This window comes from Bacillus sp. 005/A4HT-01/001 (assembly GCF_004634445.1).
GTDB lineage: Bacteria > Bacillota > Bacilli > Bacillales > Bacillaceae > Bacillus > Bacillus altitudinis.
In genome coordinates, this window is the sequence record NZ_SEIZ01000004.1 from 34,294 (window position 1) to 52,317 (window position 18,024).

An 18,024-nucleotide genomic window follows, 5' to 3' on the forward strand; every position below is an offset into this window, starting at 1 on the left:
TCGGAAATAATTGCAATTTGTTGATTTAAAAGCATATCACACATGACATAGTGACTCAAATAAGAGAGGTGAATTGATGGTAAAAAGAATAATCTAGTTCCGTCTCACTCCAGTAAACTCTTATTGATAAATACTACACATTTTCCGACTCCAGTCTATTTAACCAGTTATGGACTAATGAATGAAACACATCGGGTTGTTCAATCTGCAGGTTGTGACCAGCCATATCAAGCACTGCAAAAGTGGCCCTTGGATAGTCTTCGATCAGCCGCCACGCATCGTGATATCCGACGACATGGTCTTGACGTCCTGTGATCATGAGCGTAGGATACTGAAATTCAGAAGGAATATCGAAAGTAAAGCCATATCCATTTTGAAGAATATTGTTGATGAATTCATGATTTGTTTGTTTAGAAGGAAGGTAAATTTCATCGCGAAACCTCTCCCATTCCGTTTTTCCTTGCACAACCGCCATGGAGCAAAATTCATCCGCCTCTTCTGAAGACAGTTGTGAAATTAAGTGACTGTCACTTTTTAGAACGGTCTTCTCTGGCACGACTCTTTTATCGAATACAGGTATAGTCATTGGAGCCACAAGCAGTAATCCACGAACGGTTTCCCGGCGTGAATGAACAATACCTCTAGCTATGTACCCTCCATACGAATAACCACAAACAATGAACTGTTCATCAGGGATCATCTCGTCCAAAAGACGCAATACCGCTTCTAACATATCATCTGAGTTCTGAATAGATGGATGCGGCTTGGAACGTCCCATCCCCGGTAAGTCTATGTATATTCTTTTCCAACCGCTTTGTTTTTCAAATACCGGTTCCAATGCATGTAACATCACTTGATGGTCAAGTGTCCAACCATGCAATATCACGATCGGAAATCCCTCTCCAATGACTTTATGGTAAATTGACATGTATTTTCCTCCTTTCCTAACCTTCAACATTTTATCACAATTTGAGCAATATTCTTCGTTTCACAGAACTTGATATTATCGTAATGCCATAGATAATGGTTCTATCACTTCGAAAATATAAAAAACCAAAGGTCTATAACCTTTGGTTTCTTAGATGCGGCCGAGAGGACTTGAACCTCCACGGGTTATTCACCCACTAGGCCCTCAACCTAGCGCGTCTGCCATTCCGCCACGACCGCGTGTATGATGTGCTCATATATTCATAAGTGCACTGTTTGAAAAAACAATGCGGGTGAAGGGACTTGAACCCCCACGTCATAAAGACACTAGATCCTAAGTCTAGCGCGTCTGCCAATTCCGCCACACCCGCATGAAAATGGTGAGCCATGAAGGACTCGAACCTTCGACCCTCTGATTAAAAGTCAGATGCTCTACCAACTGAGCTAATGGCTCATCTGCTATGCAGAAAAACATATATAAAAAGTGGCTGGGCTAGCTGGATTCGAACCAACGCATGACGGAGTCAAAGTCCGTTGCCTTACCGCTTGGCTATAGCCCAACGAATCAACATAAAAAAGAAAACATGACCCGTACGGGATTCGAACCCGTGTTACCGCCGTGAAAGGGCGGTGTCTTAACCGCTTGACCAACGGGCCATATGATAATGGCGGAGAAGGAGGGATTTGAACCCTCGCGCCGCTCGCGCGACCTACACCCTTAGCAGGGGCGCCTCTTCAGCCACTTGAGTACTTCTCCATTATGGCTCCGCAGGTAGGACTCGAACCTACGACCGATCGGTTAACAGCCGATAGCTCTACCACTGAGCTACTGCGGAATAATAAGACATGTTTCATTATATCTATGCCAGAAAAATGTGTCAAGAATTTTTAAACGTTTCATTCCTGCTCCATTTGCGACGGCTTTTATAATTTAACATATACTAATATAACAGTCAAGCCTTTTCCCCTTCCTTTTTTAACTTCCCATGACAAATCCCGCAGACATATCGCGTGGTGTCAAATCGGCGCTTCCTCGTATAACGTCTTCCGCATCCTGTGCACACATAATAATGAAGCGTCACCGCTCTTTTTTTCTTTTGAACGGTCTTCAGCGGGGTACAAAAGCGCGGGGCTCCTACTTGCTGCAAGAGTTCACGAAAATCCCTGTCCCGATGCTGATAGCCCTTCCCTTCAAGGTGCAGGTGATAATGACATAGTTCATGCTTAATGATACCGATCAATTCGTCTCTGCCATGCTCCTCAAGATATCGGCGATTTAGCTCAATATGGTGTGTTGTAAGTAAATATCTCCCGCCTGTCGTTTTTAAACGGGGGTTGAAAACAGCTTGATGACGGAATGCCTTACCAAAGAACTGCTCTGAAATGTCTTCTGTTAACTGCTGTAACTCTCTTTCGTTCAATCAAGATCGTTCCTTTCTATAAAAACCTCGAACGGGACAATTTCCCCTTTGCATACATTGAAGGTACACCCACTGTTTTGATCAAAGGAGGAATGGGCGATGCCCAACTGGCTGAAAAATCAGATGCAGAAAGCATTTTATGAGAAAAATCATTATCAAATCAAATTGCTTAATCAATGCTGGTACTTCTATAGAAAAAAGCATTCAGTCACATCAAGGCACACCCCATCCTAAGGTGCGCCTCGTTTTTTGTTTACTCTGGTTTTAGCATCGATAGAGCTACCCGGCCTTTTGCCTGGTCAACGGAGTCTACCCATACGGTCACAATGTCACCAACTGATACCACGTCAAGCGGATGTTTCACAAAGCGGTTGCTTAGCTTTGAAATATGGACAAGCCCGTCCTGCTTGACACCAATATCAACGAATGCGCCGAAGTCTACGACGTTTCTTACCGTTCCTTGCAGCTCCATTCCTTGCTTTAAATCCTCTAATTTCAACACATCCGTTTTCAAAAGAGGTTTCGGTACTTCATCGCGCGGATCACGCTCAGGTCTTGTCAGCTGATCGATGATATCCTGGAGTGTAATTGGACCAATGTCAAGCTGCTGTGCGGCTTCGTCTAGCTTGACCTCTGCGATTTTCTCTTTTAACTGCTCTGTACCAAGATCGTCTGGCGTCATCTTAATCATGCGTAAAAACTGTTTTGTTTCTTTATAGCTTTCAGGGTGAATACCCGTGCGGTCAAGTGGATCTTGTCCATCTGTGATGCGCAGGAAGCCGATACACTGCTCATAAGTCTTTGCACCAAGCCTTGGGATATCCTTCAACTCTTTTCTGCTTGTGAATCTCCCAATCTCTTCGCGGCGCTTGACGATGTTCCCTGCGACGGCTTTTGAAAGACCTGACACATATTGCAGCAGTGCCTGTGAAGCTGTATTAACGTTCACACCGACCTGGTTAACAACCGTCTCTACCACAAAGGTTAACGAGCTGTTTAATTGCTTTTGACTCACATCGTGCTGGTATTGTCCCACACCGACAGATTTTGGATCTATTTTGACAAGCTCTGCTAATGGGTCCTGCAACCTTCTGGCGATGGAAATGGCACTTCTTTCTTCCACTTGCAAGTCTGGAAACTCTTCTCTTGCCAGCGCAGATGCAGAGTATACACTTGCCCCTGCTTCATTCACGATCAAATATGAAACTGGCTGGTCCAGCTCTTGAATCAAGTCTGCAATGAATTGTTCGGTCTCTCTTGAGGCTGTTCCGTTTCCGATCGCAATGACTTCAATGTTCGATGATTGAATGATTTCTTTCACTTTTTGTTTGGCTTCCGCTTTTTTCTGTACAGGCGGATGCGGATAAATGACGCCAATATGATGGACTTTTCCTGTATCATCCACGACGGCTAATTTACAGCCTGTACGAAACGCAGGGTCCACCCCAAGTACACGTTTCCCTTTCATCGGCGGTTGAAGTAGGAGCTTTCTTAAGTTTTCAGCGAAAATATGAATGGCTTGTTCCTCAGCTTTTTCTGTCAGCTCTTTTCGTATTTCCCGTTCAATTGATGGCTGAATCAGGCGTTTATATGCATCATCAATGGCCGCTTCAATGTAAGGTCTCGCCGTCGTTTGCTTGCCTTTTAAGACTTGTTTATCGAGGTAGAAACGAATATTTTCAGCAGGTGGTTCAATGGCTGCTTTCAAAACCCCTTCTTTCTCGCCTCGGTTGACCGCAAGTACACGATGGGGCACAATTTTTTTAATCGGCTCTTGATAGTCGTAATACATTTCATAGACGTTTTTCTCGTCGTTTTCAACGTCTTTTCCTGATGTGACAAGACTTCCCTTTTGGTACGTCTCACTGCGAATCCATTTCCGCATATCTGGATCATCAGCCAGCTGTTCAGCAATAATGTGCTGGGCACCCTCCAGTGCTTCTTCTGCAGTTGTGACTTCTTTTTCTTCATTGATAAAAGCCGATGCTTTCTTTTCAATCTCATCGTTTGGCAGCTGCAGTAAATACTCCGCCAGCGGCTCAAGTCCTTTTGCTTTGGCTACATTTGCCTTTGTTTTACGCTTTTGTTTAAATGGTCGATATAAATCTTCGACCTCTTGCAGCTTATGCGCCTGTTCGATCTTCTGTTTTAATTCATCTGTTAATTTGTCTTGTTCAGCGATTAAGCGAATCACTTCTTCTTTTCGATTCGTCACATTTTGGATATATGTATAGCGTTCAGAAATGGTTTGAATTTGCACCTCGTCTAGTGAGCCTGTCTGCTCTTTCCGGTATCGTGCAATAAACGGGACGGTGTTGCCATCCTCTAATAGCTGGATCACACTTCCAATTTGTTTTGTTGAAAGCTTTAATTCTGTCGCAATTTGTTTCAATAAAAAGTCAGATGTCTTCATACTTTGCATCCTCTCACTGTGTCTTCTCTTTTAGTGTATCAAAAAAACTGGCAAAACAGAAAAAAGGTCAGCTATTTCATGTAAGCTGACCAAGTACATAGGTGAGATCGTCTTTCTTGTCTTGTGTGTATGTTTCAAGTTGTTTGGCGATATCTGCAACTGATTGGCTATGCTTTAAACACATTCGCATGTTTGGCACATTCAGTCCGTCTGAATACATAATGAATGTCGATCCTTTTTCGTAGGAATAGGTGTATGTTTTGTATTTTCTAGGTTTACCTGATAGATATCCTGATGTCGGAAGTGGATAAATATAGTCGCCAGAAGGTGCATTCAAGATAAATCGAATATTGCCAACCGAACAATAGGTAAACTGCTGCTGGGAAAAATTCACCTTTAATATGGCTACAGTGGCCCCACGTTTATTTTTCATGGCCTGATTGCATCTATCAATGAGGGTTGTTACATCCTCATGTCCATATTCTTCGACAATTTCGCTGACTAAAGAAGATGATTCATTGGCGAACTGGCCGCTGCCTAATCCGTCTGCTACAGCACAAATTAGTTCTTCATCATCTGCTTTAATAAAAAAACTGTCCCCGCAGCATGATTTTCCTTCTTTGTTCGATTGATAGATAATGGCGTTTACATGCTCATGCTGTTCGATCTGCTTCATTACCCTAGCTCCATAGACGCATCTTCTGACAATGCATCTCGTAGCTTTTTAACTGCCTTCCGCTGCAGCCTTGATACATGCATTTGAGATATGCCGAGTAAATCGCCTGTTTCTTTCTGGCTTTTATTTTGCAAATACGTGAGATTGATAATTTCTTTTTCTCTATCTGTCAGAACGTGAAGCACACTTTCAAGCATCATTTTTTGGTTTACACGTTCGTACCCTTCTTCTTGTGAGCCGACGACGTCTAAAATCGTCACAGTGCTTCCTTCAGAATCTGCCTCTACGCCTTGGTCAACAGACAGCGCTTGATAGCTTTTGCCCATCTCCATTGTTTCAAGAACTTCTTCTTCTGTTACATCTAGATATTCTGCGATTTCTTGTACTTTAGGTGACTTTTGCGTTTCCGTTGTCAGGTGATCAACTGCCATCTTGATTCTTGGTCCAAGCTCTTTAATTCGTCTTGGTACATGGACACTCCATGTTTTATCACGTAAAAAGCGTTTGATTTCCCCGATAATGGTTGGAATGGCAAATGCCTCAAATGATTTACCGACAAGTGGATCATAACGCTTAATTGCGCCGAGTAGACCAATCATTCCAACTTGTCTTAAATCCTCATGAAAGCTTTTTCCTTTGGAGTATTTCTTCGCGAGCATATCCACAAGATTTGTATAACACTCAACTAGTGTCAGCTGCGCCTGCTCGTCTTGGTTGGATTGATAGCTTTGAATGAGGCGATCCACTTCATCTTTAGTTAGTTTCATAGTTTTGGATGGTTGTGTCATGGTCAACTCGCTCCCTGTTTAAAAACTTTGTCATCGCCACGGTAACTCCGGAGTTTGCTTGCACCTCGACTTCATCCATCAATGTTTGCATTAAGTATAAACCAAGACCTCCTTCTGCCAATTGATCCACCGTGTGAGCAGATGTGTACGGCCCTAGGTCTTCCTGCTTTTGCTTAAAGTCAAAGCTACCGCCTTTATCAGCGACAATGATCTCTAGACGATCTTCATAGACAAGAAAGCGAACCGCTACCTCTCCATCTTCGCCATCTGCACCTTTATAGGCATGCTGAACTGCATTTGTACATGCCTCACTGACGGCAATTTTCAAGTCCTCAATCTCTTCGTAGGCATAGCCCATCCGGCTTGCAACGCCTGAAAGAGTCAGACGAATGATGCCTACATATTCTGGTTTCGCCGGTATTTTCATCTCGATTAGATCTACTGATTCGTTCATTGTACCCCACCCTCTGACTTTGCAGAAATGTCAATGATGTCCTTTAGTCCAGTGATTTCAAACAATCTGATAAGCCGATCCGACAAGTTCTCAAGCTTTAATGATCCTCCTGCTTTTTGAGCCGCTTTGAACAGCCCAACAAACACACCTAAACCTGTACTATCCATGTAAGTAACATCTTTCAGACAAATGTCAAGATGCTCTCCTTTCTCTGCTTTGGGCATAAGGGTTTCTCTCAGCTCAGGAGCAGAGTACACATCGATTTCTCCGCTGACACTAATTTTCGTCTTATGATCTATTTGATGCTCTTTTACAGACATATTCATTATGCATTCACCTCGAAATTCTTGTTTCCTAAAGTTTTATATACCCGCATATTCACTTTCTAAACCTTTCTTTTAAGGACAAGTAAAGTAAAGTCATCGTGAAGCTGAAAATCTTGTAATTTGAGTAAGCTTGCATAGATAGCGTCGACCATTTCCTGCGCTGAATAGGAAAGATGCTCTGCTATGAGCGCTTTGATATCTTCGCGCTCTAAGAAGCCGTCCTCTGACTTGGATTCGGTGACCCCATCTGAAAATAAGATCACCATATCTCCTACGTCCAAATGTTGCTCATATTCCCTGTAATCAAAGTCTGGTGCGATTCCAAGAACAAGACCCTTTGCATCTAAATCGTAAAATTGATTCTCTTTTTTGCAATAGAAAAAGCCCGGCTCATGTCCAGCCGATGCGTACTTAAATTCATGTGTTTCTTTATTATAGCTGCCATAAAACATGGTGATAAACATGCTTGGGTCTACGTTTTGCTCGACCACACGATTAAGGGTTTTGAGCACTTTCGTTGGGCCGCTGCCTGACTCTGGCAAGGAATCCATCGCATACTTAATCATCGACATACAGAGCGCAGCTGGAATTCCTTTCCCAATGACGTCTGCAATCGCGATATTGATTGTATCGTGATCTGTTACGAAATGGTAATAATCCCCACTCATCTGTTTTGCCGGCACACTGATGGCTCCGATATCAAATGTGTCTCCTTCTGGAATTTTCGTTTCCAGAAGGGTTTGCTGAACATTTGCAGCAATTTCAATTTCCGACTTAATTTCTTGCTGGATGCCTCTTAGTGTTAAATGCTCCTGGTAGGCAAGGCCATATCCAATCATCACTTCAATTAAGAAGTCTAGTGAATGAAAGACATCTTCCGGCAAATCAGGGTAAAGCTCCTGAATCACTTTTCGGTGAACACTCACTATTTCTTCAGGAGGTATTTGATGCTCAATGGTTTTTCGGCTAAATTTTTGAGCTTGATAAAGCGATGTTTCAGTTAAATCACTGATATAACGACTGAGCAGCTGATGATACCGCTGCTCCATTACCTCCTTAAAATCCATGGTTTCCCTCCTAGCGAAGCCACTTGACAGCTTGTATCTCAGTTCCTTGTTCTGGTGCAGAATCTAATGTGAAATCATCCATCAGCCTTCTGACTCCCGGAAGACCTGCTCCGAGTCCGCCTGATGTTGAGAATCCATCTTCCATCACTTTGCGTATATCCGTAATACCAGGCCCCTCATCGGCTGCGATGACTTTGAGTCCACGCTTTCCGCGCTCCATTACTTCTTCTATACAAATCTGACCTTTACCAGCGTATAAATAGATGTTACGAGCTAATTCTGAAATGGCCGTCGTAATTCTTGCTTGGTCAACTGTTCCAAAACCAAGTTCTTTTGCAACATTGCGCCCCAATTGTCTTGCTGCGACTATGTCCCATTCCGTCAATATTTTTACACAGGATTGGTCTTTCATATCTATTCCCCCAATTCCCGCTTCAGTGTCTCAAGCCCTTGTTCAAGATCTAGTGCTGTCTGAATTTCTTCCAGCGAAATGCCAAGTTCAATGAGCGTCACAGCAACTGCCGGCTGTATTCCTGTTAATACAACTTTTGCCCCCATGAGCTTAGACATGGTAATGACATCACCTAATACCTTGGCGATAAATGAATCAATCATATCGACAGACGTTAGATCGATGACAACACCGTTTGCTCCTGTTTCATGAATTTTATTCAGCAAGTCTTCTTGAAAATGAAGAGCTGTTTGGTCATCAAGCTCCCACTGAATCGAAATCAGAAGACAGTTATATAGTTTTAAGATTGGAATCTTCGGGTGATTTCTCACTAGGTTATCCCTCCAATGAAACAATTTTTCGATTTGTCATTTCCAAAGCAGTTTGAATTCCTTTTTGAAGGGTATTCTTTGTTGTAACCTGAGATAAATCAATTCCGAGGTTAACGATCGTTTGAGCAATTTCGGGGCGAATACCGACCAGCAAACATTTCGCACCTACTAATCTCACAGCCTCGGACGCTTGAATGATGTGGTGCGCAACCATCGTATCAACAACAGGAACACCCGTGATATCGATCAAGACAACCTGTGAACGATGCTTTACGACACCATTCAGTAAATTCTCCATAATTTTTTTCGCACGTTCTGTATCAATTGTTCCAACAAGCGGCATGACGGTGATATGCTCAAATACTGGGATCAGCGGGGCAGACAGTTCCTGCAGCGCGATTTTTTGAAGGTTCACGGTTTTTTCCCATGAGATGGAATATTGATTCAAAATTTCATTATGAATCGGTGTGATGAATCGATCAATTTGCCAGATGAGGTCATTGCTCTCTTCTGCTGTATCTTTGTCGTTGTTCATTTTTTGATATAAATGAGTACGGATTTCTGTTAGACCATTTGCCAGTAACTTAAGTGATATACCCATTTGAACAATTTTTAAAGCAAAAGTTTGCATTTTTTCTTCAAAATCTTCGGCATATCCCTCAGAAAGAGAGGCAATAATGAGCTGAACATATTCCGAACAGATGGTTTCATACATTTTGTCGTTCAGCATCATGTCCGTTTCTTCTTCACCGAGTCGTTTAAAAATGTCCGTCCACTCTTTTTCTAATTCCTTTTGATGCTCTCTTGCGAATGCTAACACGATATGATTCGACATGTTTTACCCCCTGCGTACATAAAAAGCACTTCTTTTAGTCTTTCTTCATTATAACGTTAATAAAAATTGAACACAAAAAAAAGTTGCTCACAAGAGAGCAACCAAATCTCACCATATTAAAAATCAATAAGAGCCAAACTAACTTGTAAGGCTTCATCAACCTTCTCCATCATCTCATCATCAAGATGTGTGATTTTATCTGTCAATCTTTGTTTATCTATCGTACGAATCTGTTCCAAAAGAATGACAGAATCTCGTTCAAAGCCGTATCGCTTTGCATTAATTTCGACGTGAGTCGGTAATTTCGCTTTTTGTATTTGGGCTGTTATGGCTGCAACGATAGCAGTCGGGCTGAAGCGATTTCCAATGTCATTTTGAATCACCAATACCGGGCGAACCCCGCCCTGCTCGGAGCCAACAACAGGAGATAAATCAGCAAAGTAAACATCACCGCGTTTAACAATCAAATGTTTAACCCCCGCTGACTAATCGCTCAACTGTATTCTCAGCCTCAAATTCTGCGTATTGTGCCTCTGAAGAGATATTCAGATTAATTTTCGCCATCTCCATGTAGCCGCGTCTCATCGATTCACGATTTTGTCGAATATTACGTTCACGAATATACGTTTTTGTCGCTCGGTAGATCAATTCATTTCTTGTTACCTTATCCTGCTCTGCTACTCGTTCGATTTCAGACATCAAAGCCTCCGGCAGTCGAATCTTCATTTCGTTTGTTGCGCTGGATTCAGACAAAAAACATACACCTCCACAAAACTTACGGATACCGTTTCGATCCATTCCAAGACTAATCATACCATTATTCAATGCACAAGCAAAGCTGTTTTTTCATGATTTCTTATTAGAACATGAAGCGGCTCGCCACCCGTAAATCAAGATGATAATGGAGTTCCTCTTTCCCATTATACGCTTTTTTCCGAAAATCATACGGTATTTCCAAAATCTCTAAAAAAGGGAGAATGTTTATGATGCCTTTGTAGAATAAAAGAGAACGATGTCAGTTTGAACATCGTTCCCGTGGATGCTGTTTATAAAAAGCTTGGACCGCCTTGAAGTAGCGGATTTCGTACATGAACCCTTTCGCCGTCCTCTATATAGACTCTTGGGACGCGGTAGCCAACAGAACATGTGACTTCGTAGTTAATGGTTTCAAGCCGCTTGGCTATTTCATCGACGGATATCTTGTCTTCGCCTTGTGTCCCGATGAGCACGACTGGCTCCCCTGCCGGAATGTCCTTTTTCAAATCAACCATGAATTGATCCATACACACCCTTCCAGCAATCTTTCGGCGTTTTCCGCCAACGAGCACTTCTGTTCCGGCAAGCTTCCTAATCCAGCCGTCTGCATACCCGATTGGAATCGTACCAATCCATGTATCTTGATTCGCTGTATAAGTTGCACCATAGCTCACGCTCTCACCCTTTTGAATGGGCTTTACATGTGCAAGTTTTGTATGAAGAGATAATGCTTCTTCCAGTTTAAACGGCAATTCATCTTTGATTTCTTCCGACGGCGACAGCCCGTACATACTGATGCCAAAACGAACCATATTAAATAAAGTGTCTTTAAACCTTAGACCTGCTGCACTGTTGGCGCAATGAATGAGCAGTTTGTCCGTATGAAGCGGTTGAAGCAATGTTTTAAACGTATCAACCTGCATACCGAAGTAGTTTTCATCTTTTTCATCCGCTGTGGCAAAGTGAGTAAATACTCCTTCCAGCTGTAAAAAAGAATGATCGTGGACAAGCTCTTTTACTTCGCTCACCTGCTCGATTGTTTTCACACCTAACCGATTCATGCCGCTGTCGATTTTCAAGTGGAAACGAATGGGTTGTCCCATCTGCCCTTTCATCACTTTGACGACTTCTCTCAGCCACTGGATAGAGTAAGCAGTCATGATGACGTTGTATCTAACGGCGACTTTGACATACTCTGACGGTACTGCGCCGAGCACAAGAATCGGGGCTTTGATGCCTTTATTTCTTAAAGAAATGGCTTCATCTAAAAAAGCGACGGCTAACAGGTCTGCTCCTGCTTCGAGGGCAGCTCTTGCCACTTCTATATCTCCATGTCCATATGCATTGGCTTTCACAACAGCCATTAGTTGAACGTTTTGACCAATATGGTCTTTCATATGTGAAACATTATGCTTGATTGCTGTTAAATCAATTTCTGCCCATGTGTCTCTATAAAAGGCATTTGTGTCCATTCATCACACTTCCCTATTGAATGATTCAATACTTCATTATGATACTAAAAATCCAGAATAATGTGAAACAACTCAAAGAAAATCAGCCCATGCACAGGGCTGATTTGTTGTTATGTTAAGAATTTCGCCTATTTCGCTGACTGTCCTTCTACACTTTTGGCGACCATTAAGAGTTCTTCTTTCGATAAATCACTTGAAGAGATTAAATAGTCAACTCCATCAGATGTCCAAGAAAGAGATTTGTCTGTCAGAACACCCACTGTCATGCCAAGATCGACTGGCTCGCCATTCATCGTCACAGGCGTAGACGCTTCTGCTACCCGCGCTTTTTCCTGAATGAGCGTGAAGGATTTCTTTCCGCCATACGTCATCACATACCGCTTTCCAGCATCTGTTGTCATTTCTTTCTCTTCCATTTTCTTCACGCCCTCTGGCATATCCACAGGCGTTTTCACAGCAAAGCTGTCAGATGGATCTGCACTTGTGGCAACATCCATTTGAGAAAGTGTCATATTTTTCTTCTCATCAAAGGCGTCTTTGTCAAAGGATTTGTTGAATTCAAAGTGAGAGAATTCTACTTTCACCATTGGCTTTTTATCGCTGTCCAGTACTTTTACACTAGCAGGCGCCATTGTTTTTTTATGAAAAGTAATCTCTTGGGTCGGCAGCATTTGGTTGTGCTGATAGTTGGTTTTTGTTTCAAAAACGTACTTCGACTCTTTTGCTTTGAACTGAGCTGCACTGTCATTTTTAATGTCTTTCACAAGTGATTCAAATAAATACACCTGACTGCTGTTGTTCGGCCAATCGCTATGGAAGCGGAAGCTTTTGTTTAATGAAGGTGTCAGCACAAATACACCATTGCCATTTCTTAAAATGACTTGACTCTGATCCTTCTTCGGATTTTCTAAGTAGACACGGTAAAGCTCCGGCTTCTTGTACCAAATTTCCACATGGTATTCCTGCGGATCATTTCCTGTCTCAATGGTCATTTTTGCTTTGGCTTTGTATGATGTCATTTCCTCTGCCTTTTTGTTTAAATCTCCAACGATATCCTGTTGAGATTTTTGACCGCATGCGGAGAGAATCAGTACAAAAAGGATCCCCGTTACAAGCAAAACAAAGCTTTTTCTCACCCTTTTCAACCCCTTCGTTAATTGTGTTAAAAGGAAGAAACCGCTTGTTTGACTTTAACAGTACGCCTCAAGAGTTAACTGCGTACCGCGAACCATCAAAGCCTGTTAGCAACTCGCCCTTCCTTATCGCACTACCCAATATATGAAGGGGGGACAAACAATATGCAGACTAGCTTGACAACCTTTCAATTAAAACTTGTGCTGCAGCATATTCTTTTGTATGTGTAATGGATACATGAACGTAGTCTTCTTTTGTTTTCTCACTTTTGATGAGAGGTTTTCCGTTCGCATCTTTTTGTATCTCGATGTCGTGAAAGCTGACATACTGACCAATTCCCGTACCGTATGCTTTTGCGAATGCTTCCTTCGCCGCAAAACGTCCTGCCAGAAACTCCAGCTGTCTCTTTTTACTTAGTGTGCGAAAGTCTTCCTGTTCACGTAAAGTCAAAATTCTTTCTGGTAAACGGGGCTGCCTGCTAAGCACTCTTGACAGCCGGCCGATCTCTACAATATCCATACCGATTCCTTTAATCATGAGGTACCTCCTATGATACTCGTACTAATTTAGATGTTCGCTTCATAAACGTGTTACTATAAACTTACCATTATCTAGTCAAAAGGGGTTTGTTATGTTTATTCGAACGGAGAGCTTTCAACAATTTATTAAATCGTATCCAATCGTAACAGCGATCCTTGCTTTGCAAATCGGCCTATGGCTTTTATTTGCAATCCCTATTCCAATGATCCAGCTTGGGCAGGACCATCTCGTTGGTTTTAATTATGGTGTTGCAGCAGGAGAATGGTGGCGGCTTTTAACGCCTATTTTTCTTCATGGAAGTCTGACACATATTCTGTTCAATTCCATGTCGCTCTTCCTATTCGCTCCAGCACTTGAGTATTTGCTTGGAAAGGTTCGATTTCTTGTGATTTATCTGGGTGCTGGATTCATTGGCAATCTCGGAACCTATTGGGTGGAGCCTTTAGAGTACGTACATGTCGGGGCTTCTGGTGCGATATTTGGTTTATTTGGCGTCTATCTTTATCTTGTCCTATTTAAACCGCATATGATGGACCGTGGTAATTCTCAGGTCATCTTAACGATTCTCGGCGTTTCTGTCATTATGACGTTCGTCAACTCGAACATCAACATCATGGCCCACTTATTTGGATTGATAGGCGGCATGATCCTAGCACCGATCACCCTATTCTTCCATTCAAAAAAACGACGCTATTAAGCTCATAAAAAATGTCGATCACTCTGTTTAACGGGAGCTGATCGACATTTTTTGTTTAAGTTGATTGATTCGTTTCATAGGAATACCAATCGCATACACGTTCAGCATCTTCCTCTTCAAGGTGATGCACACCAAAGGAATCAAGCAAGGCAGAGGACTTCACAAAGGTGTGAATACTTGCCACCCGCCCTTTCTTTTGAAAATAGGATTGGGTCATCGTATAGTTTTGCATTCGTTTTCTTAAAACAATTCCGGTGGTCTTGCCGATACCTCTTGTCGTTAATTGAATCAGTTGATCTTTGATCACATATCCTGATTGTTTATAGGCTAAATACCCAAAAAACAAGGCAAATGGTAATGGAATCAGCGCCAAATACCCCCATGGTGGAAAACGTACAGAAAGGATTATACCTACAAGTAATGGAACAAATCCGTAAGATATCAGATAACGTTTTAGTGAACGCTTCGGCACTTTTTTCAATTCACTTTCTGGTGCCAGCTGATATTGATCTGTAAATTGCGTTAACAATTCATTGATCTTTTTCTTCCGTATGAGTGGAAATAAGACAGAAGAGGTCTCTTTTTCTGTAATGGAACCTCCTGCGCTGACAAGCATGACCGTCGCAAAACCAAATGGTTCACGCAGAATATTTTCTTTGATTTTCACTGCTTGAATTCTCGCAAGCGGAAGGGTCATTTGATGCCTTTCGATGAGTCCTCTTGTGATGATGATGTCTTTCCCTTTTCGTTTTGCGGTAAAATTCGCATATTGAAGGGCTGTTACCCCAACACTAAGAATCCACGCAATCAATACGGCAATAAATATGAGAATCGCATAAATCTCAACACTCGCATGACTTAAAAAAGAAAACCGTTTAAGGAATCCGTCCAAAGGTAGAATTTCATCTATTTGTGTGTAAATGGCGAGACACCCAGAAATAATGACGCCGATTCCGCTTGAAGTGGTCGCAGCCAAAAGCAGCTCTGGTATACCCATTCGGTAGGAAACACTGATTTCTTTTTCTACAGGCTGTTGCGCTGTCAGAGAATCAGGGAAATCTAAATTTTCATCAATCATTTCTTCTTGTTGCAAGCTTTTCTTCCGGTTGAAAATCGATTGCTTTAGTTGCTCAGCTTCTGCTTTTGTAATGGCCGTCAGGCTCACTTCAGGTCCATCCGTCCCGCCTGCCGTTTCGATTTGCACCCGAACCAAACCGAAAATCCGCTGGAAGATGCCTTCACTTGTATTCACCGTTTGAATTCGTTCTAACGAGATATACTTTTTCTTTTTGGTGATGACACCTGATTCCACTCGAAATTCATCGTCTTCCATTCGGTAGGTGAATCGTCTCCATGCTAAAACGGTTGAAACAGCTTTCCATAAAAGAAGCACCCCAAGAATAATGAACGCATAAAAACGAATACTTGAATTCGAGTTCACAAAAATAAGCACGAAAAAAGGGATAATGAAGTTTTTGATCATGGATACGGCATCTGATATAAAATCAATGAACATCGAGATTGGATGTACACGTTTTGGTTCAGACATCATCTTCCGTCACCCTTGCTAATCGAGATATGTAATCGCGAAGCTCATCTGCCTCTTCTAATTCCAGTGCCGGAATATCATGCACTGTCGCAGCCGTAGAAATTTGAACAGATGCCAACCGGTAGCGCCTTAAAAGCGGCCCTTGAGATGTATCCACATGCTGAACACGTACCATTGGCACAATGACACGTGTGACACGAATCAATCCGTGCTGTATTTCAATTTCGTTCTCAAATACTTCATAGCGCCAGATGTGATGGCGGATTTTCGGTATGAGCCAGATTCCGAAGATGACCTGTAAAATCCACAAACCGATGAGGATGGCTCCAATCCAATATGGCCATTGAAAATAATAACTAGCTACAAATACCCCAATGATGATGAATAAGAAAATCAATGAGATAATTCCATTTTGAAGACGCCATACTTTTAATCCATTTAAGCTGATTTGACGTTGCGGCTGTTTTCTCACATTCTTCCCCCATTCTCTTACTTTTCTATCAATATATTACGAAAGAAAGCCTAAAAAGTTTCATTAGGACTGTTAAAAAAAGCGAACCCTGCAAAGGATTCGCTTTTGAATTAGTTGTTATAAGATTTCTTTTGACGACGATCGTTAGAAGAACGATTGCGGTCATTTGAAGAACGCTTTTTATCACCGTAAGATGAACGGCTTTTTCCGCGATAGCCGCCACCACCGCCGCCGTCTCTACGTTTAGAAGAGCTGCGGTTGTTACGATTGCGTTTTGAAATCATTGGTGCTTCATCTGTCAAACGAACAGGCGTTGCATCCGGCTCTTTTGTCATCATTTTGATGGCAGCCGCAACCACTGTAACAGAATCATGATCTTCTAACAATTCAGCAGCTGCTGTCATGTAGAAGTTCAAGTTGTTTTCACTAATGATTGTGCGTAGACGGTCAACTGTGACTTGTTGTTGTCCTTCAATTGCCTCGTCTAGAGTTGGTTCTTTCATACGATCCATTTTACGCTTAGTCGTTTGCTCAATCGCACGAAGCATATCCTTTTCACGTGGTGTGATGAATGTCATCGCCATACCTGTACGTCCAGCACGGCCTGTACGTCCAATACGGTGTACATAGCTTTCTGGATCTTGTGGTACGTCGAAGTTATACACATGTGTAACACCTGAGATATCAAGTCCACGTGCTGCAACGTCTGTTGCGACAAGCACATCGATTGAACCTTCTTTAAATTTACGAAGCGCAACCATACGTTTCGCCTGAGTCAAGTCACCATGAATTCCTTCAGCTGTATAACCTCTAAGGTTTAATGCTTCAGTCAATTCGTCAACGCGGCGCTTTGTACGGCCGAAAACAATTGAAAGCTCTGGTGATTGAATGTCAAGAAGACGAGTCAATGTATCGAACTTCTTACGCTCGTGAATATCCAAGTAGAACTGCTGGATGTTAGATACAGTCATTTCTTTCGCTTTTACTTTTACATGTTCTGGGTTTGTCATGAAACGCTCTGCAATACGCTTAATTGGTGCAGGCATTGTCGCAGAGAATAAAAGTGTTTGGTGTTCACTTGGTACATTTGAAAGGATCGCTTCAATGTCTTCGATGAAACCCATGTTGAGCATTTCGTCTGCTTCATCAAGCACGACTGTTTCAACATTTTGAAGACGCATTGTGCGACGATTAATGTGATCAAGTAAACGTCCTGGAGTTCCTACAATGATATGAGGATTTTTCTTGAGCGAACGGATTTGACGGCCGATATCTTGTCCACCGTAAATTGGAAGTACACGTGCACGCTTGTCTTGGCCGATTTTGTATAGCTCTTCAGATACTTGAATCGCTAATTCTCTTGTTGGCGCAATGATGATCGCTTGGATGTTAGGAGACGCTGGATCGATTTTTTCTACAAGAGGAATACCAAATGCTGCAGTTTTTCCTGTTCCTGTTTGTGCTTGTCCGATGACATCTTTATTCTGAAGACCGAGAGGAATCGTTTCTGCTTGAATCGGTGTTGCTTCTTCAAATCCCATGCGGTTAATAGCTTTCATGAGACTTTCGCTTAATTGAAAATCTTGAAACGTTATAGTCAATTTATTCAAACTCCTTCTAATTGCTGTTTCAGTAATCTCGTGAATGATCATTAAAAACTGCCCTTTGTATGAAAGGACAGGTCCATTATATACAAAGCCCGAATTACCCTACA

At 42.2% G+C, this 18,024-nt stretch carries 21 protein-coding genes and 7 tRNA genes; 2 read left to right on the forward strand and 26 right to left on the reverse strand.

Going from position 1 to position 18,024, the window contains the following annotated elements:
• Window positions 1–133 precede the first annotated feature (133 nt).
• The 9 genes from ES896_RS12975 to ES896_RS13015 form a co-directional block, all read right to left on the reverse strand.
• Window positions 134–928, reverse strand: a complete 795-nt coding sequence (locus ES896_RS12975) for an alpha/beta fold hydrolase (protein ID WP_035390362.1) — start codon at window positions 926–928, stop codon at window positions 134–136.
• Between the two features lie 155 nt (window positions 929–1,083).
• A tRNA-Leu gene (locus ES896_RS12980) sits at window positions 1,084–1,167 on the reverse strand.
• 48 nt (window positions 1,168–1,215) lie between these two features.
• Window positions 1,216–1,298, reverse strand: a tRNA-Leu gene (locus ES896_RS12985).
• 7 nt (window positions 1,299–1,305) lie between these two features.
• Window positions 1,306–1,381 (reverse strand) — tRNA-Lys (locus ES896_RS12990).
• 31 nt (window positions 1,382–1,412) lie between these two features.
• Window positions 1,413–1,487 (reverse strand) — tRNA-Gln (locus ES896_RS12995).
• Window positions 1,488–1,512: 25 nt separating this feature from the next.
• Window positions 1,513–1,584: transfer RNA gene (locus tag ES896_RS13000), tRNA-Glu, on the reverse strand.
• Window positions 1,585–1,593: 9 nt separating this feature from the next.
• Window positions 1,594–1,684, reverse strand: a tRNA-Ser gene (locus tag ES896_RS13005).
• Between the two features lie 4 nt (window positions 1,685–1,688).
• Window positions 1,689–1,763: transfer RNA gene (locus ES896_RS13010), tRNA-Asn, on the reverse strand.
• Between the two features lie 117 nt (window positions 1,764–1,880).
• Window positions 1,881–2,348 carry a SprT family protein gene (locus ES896_RS13015; protein ID WP_135226858.1) on the reverse strand — a complete coding sequence of 156 codons (468 nt, stop codon included), beginning with the start codon at window positions 2,346–2,348 and terminating at the stop codon, window positions 1,881–1,883.
• 99 nt (window positions 2,349–2,447) lie between these two features.
• Between ES896_RS13015 and cmpA the strand changes: the two genes are divergently transcribed.
• Entirely contained in the window at window positions 2,448–2,582 is a 135-nt protein-coding gene (cmpA, locus tag ES896_RS13020; RefSeq protein WP_008346893.1) for a cortex morphogenetic protein CmpA, read from the forward strand.
• A gap of 19 nt (window positions 2,583–2,601) precedes the next feature.
• On the opposite strand, the gene ES896_RS13025 is transcribed toward cmpA, so the two are convergent.
• The 14 genes from ES896_RS13025 to acpS all read right to left on the reverse strand — a co-directional run bounded on the left by ES896_RS13025 (window position 2,602) and on the right by acpS (window position 13,589).
• Entirely contained in the window at window positions 2,602–4,761 is a 2,160-nt protein-coding gene (locus ES896_RS13025) for a Tex family protein (RefSeq protein ID WP_135226859.1), read from the reverse strand.
• A gap of 76 nt (window positions 4,762–4,837) precedes the next feature.
• Window positions 4,838–5,437 (reverse strand): PP2C family serine/threonine-protein phosphatase, encoded by a 600-nt coding sequence (locus ES896_RS13030; RefSeq protein ID WP_048002358.1) that lies wholly within the window; start codon window positions 5,435–5,437, stop codon window positions 4,838–4,840.
• On the reverse strand, window positions 5,437–6,225 hold the full coding sequence (sigB, locus tag ES896_RS13035) for an RNA polymerase sigma factor SigB (RefSeq protein ID WP_012009000.1): 789 nt from the start codon (window positions 6,223–6,225) through the stop codon (window positions 5,437–5,439). The genes ES896_RS13030 and sigB overlap by 1 nt, the downstream gene beginning before the upstream one ends.
• Window positions 6,191–6,679 (reverse strand): anti-sigma B factor RsbW, encoded by a 489-nt coding sequence (gene rsbW / locus ES896_RS13040; RefSeq protein ID WP_007496471.1) that lies wholly within the window; start codon window positions 6,677–6,679, stop codon window positions 6,191–6,193. The genes sigB and rsbW overlap by 35 nt, the downstream gene beginning before the upstream one ends.
• Entirely contained in the window at window positions 6,676–7,005 is a 330-nt protein-coding gene (locus ES896_RS13045) for an anti-sigma factor antagonist (protein ID WP_048002359.1), read from the reverse strand. The genes rsbW and ES896_RS13045 overlap by 4 nt, the downstream gene beginning before the upstream one ends.
• A 59-nt stretch (window positions 7,006–7,064) precedes the next feature.
• A complete protein-coding gene (locus ES896_RS13050) occupies window positions 7,065–8,072 on the reverse strand; it encodes a PP2C family protein-serine/threonine phosphatase (protein WP_008346904.1) in 1,008 nt (335 codons plus the stop codon).
• Between the two features lie 10 nt (window positions 8,073–8,082).
• Window positions 8,083–8,484: an anti-sigma regulatory factor gene (locus ES896_RS13055; protein WP_019744214.1), complete on the reverse strand. Its 402-nt coding sequence runs from the start codon at window positions 8,482–8,484 to the stop codon at window positions 8,083–8,085.
• Window positions 8,485–8,486: 2 nt separating this feature from the next.
• The gene (gene rsbS / locus ES896_RS13060; protein WP_003214235.1) at window positions 8,487–8,855 is read right to left on the reverse strand and encodes an RsbT antagonist protein RsbS; all 369 of its coding nucleotides are present in this window, start codon (window positions 8,853–8,855) and stop codon (window positions 8,487–8,489) included.
• Window positions 8,856–8,859: 4 nt separating this feature from the next.
• A complete protein-coding gene (locus ES896_RS13065) occupies window positions 8,860–9,690 on the reverse strand; it encodes an RsbT co-antagonist protein RsbRA (RefSeq protein WP_008346908.1) in 831 nt (276 codons plus the stop codon).
• A gap of 116 nt (window positions 9,691–9,806) precedes the next feature.
• Window positions 9,807–10,157 (reverse strand): type II toxin-antitoxin system endoribonuclease NdoA, encoded by a 351-nt coding sequence (gene ndoA / locus ES896_RS13070; protein ID WP_003214169.1) that lies wholly within the window; start codon window positions 10,155–10,157, stop codon window positions 9,807–9,809.
• Window positions 10,158–10,161: 4 nt separating this feature from the next.
• Window positions 10,162–10,443: a hypothetical protein gene (locus ES896_RS13075; RefSeq protein ID WP_003214273.1), complete on the reverse strand. Its 282-nt coding sequence runs from the start codon at window positions 10,441–10,443 to the stop codon at window positions 10,162–10,164.
• A 293-nt stretch (window positions 10,444–10,736) separates the two neighbouring features.
• Entirely contained in the window at window positions 10,737–11,918 is a 1,182-nt protein-coding gene (alr, locus tag ES896_RS13080) for an alanine racemase (protein ID WP_008346911.1), read from the reverse strand.
• A gap of 128 nt (window positions 11,919–12,046) precedes the next feature.
• Window positions 12,047–13,063: an outer membrane lipoprotein-sorting protein gene (locus ES896_RS13085; RefSeq protein WP_007496489.1), complete on the reverse strand. Its 1,017-nt coding sequence runs from the start codon at window positions 13,061–13,063 to the stop codon at window positions 12,047–12,049.
• A 160-nt stretch (window positions 13,064–13,223) separates the two neighbouring features.
• On the reverse strand, window positions 13,224–13,589 hold the full coding sequence (gene acpS, locus ES896_RS13090) for a holo-ACP synthase (RefSeq protein WP_048001253.1): 366 nt from the start codon (window positions 13,587–13,589) through the stop codon (window positions 13,224–13,226).
• A gap of 94 nt (window positions 13,590–13,683) precedes the next feature.
• Here acpS and ES896_RS13095 point away from each other — a divergent pair, with 94 nt between their 5' ends.
• A complete protein-coding gene (locus tag ES896_RS13095) occupies window positions 13,684–14,289 on the forward strand; it encodes a rhomboid family intramembrane serine protease (RefSeq protein WP_048001254.1) in 606 nt (201 codons plus the stop codon).
• 55 nt (window positions 14,290–14,344) lie between these two features.
• Here the strand turns inward: ES896_RS13095 and ES896_RS13100 are convergent, their stop codons facing one another.
• The 3 genes from ES896_RS13100 to cshA all read right to left on the reverse strand — a co-directional run bounded on the left by ES896_RS13100 (window position 14,345) and on the right by cshA (window position 17,911).
• Window positions 14,345–15,841 (reverse strand): PH domain-containing protein, encoded by a 1,497-nt coding sequence (locus ES896_RS13100; RefSeq protein WP_007496492.1) that lies wholly within the window; start codon window positions 15,839–15,841, stop codon window positions 14,345–14,347.
• Window positions 15,831–16,310, reverse strand: a complete 480-nt coding sequence (locus ES896_RS13105; protein WP_008346922.1) for a PH domain-containing protein — start codon at window positions 16,308–16,310, stop codon at window positions 15,831–15,833. Before ES896_RS13105 ends, ES896_RS13100 begins: the two co-directional genes overlap by 11 nt.
• Window positions 16,311–16,420: 110 nt before the next feature.
• Window positions 16,421–17,911, reverse strand: coding sequence for a degradosome RNA helicase CshA (gene cshA / locus ES896_RS13110; protein ID WP_017358400.1), 1,491 nt, complete (start codon window positions 17,909–17,911; stop codon window positions 16,421–16,423).
• Window positions 17,912–18,024: the final 113 nt, after the last annotated feature.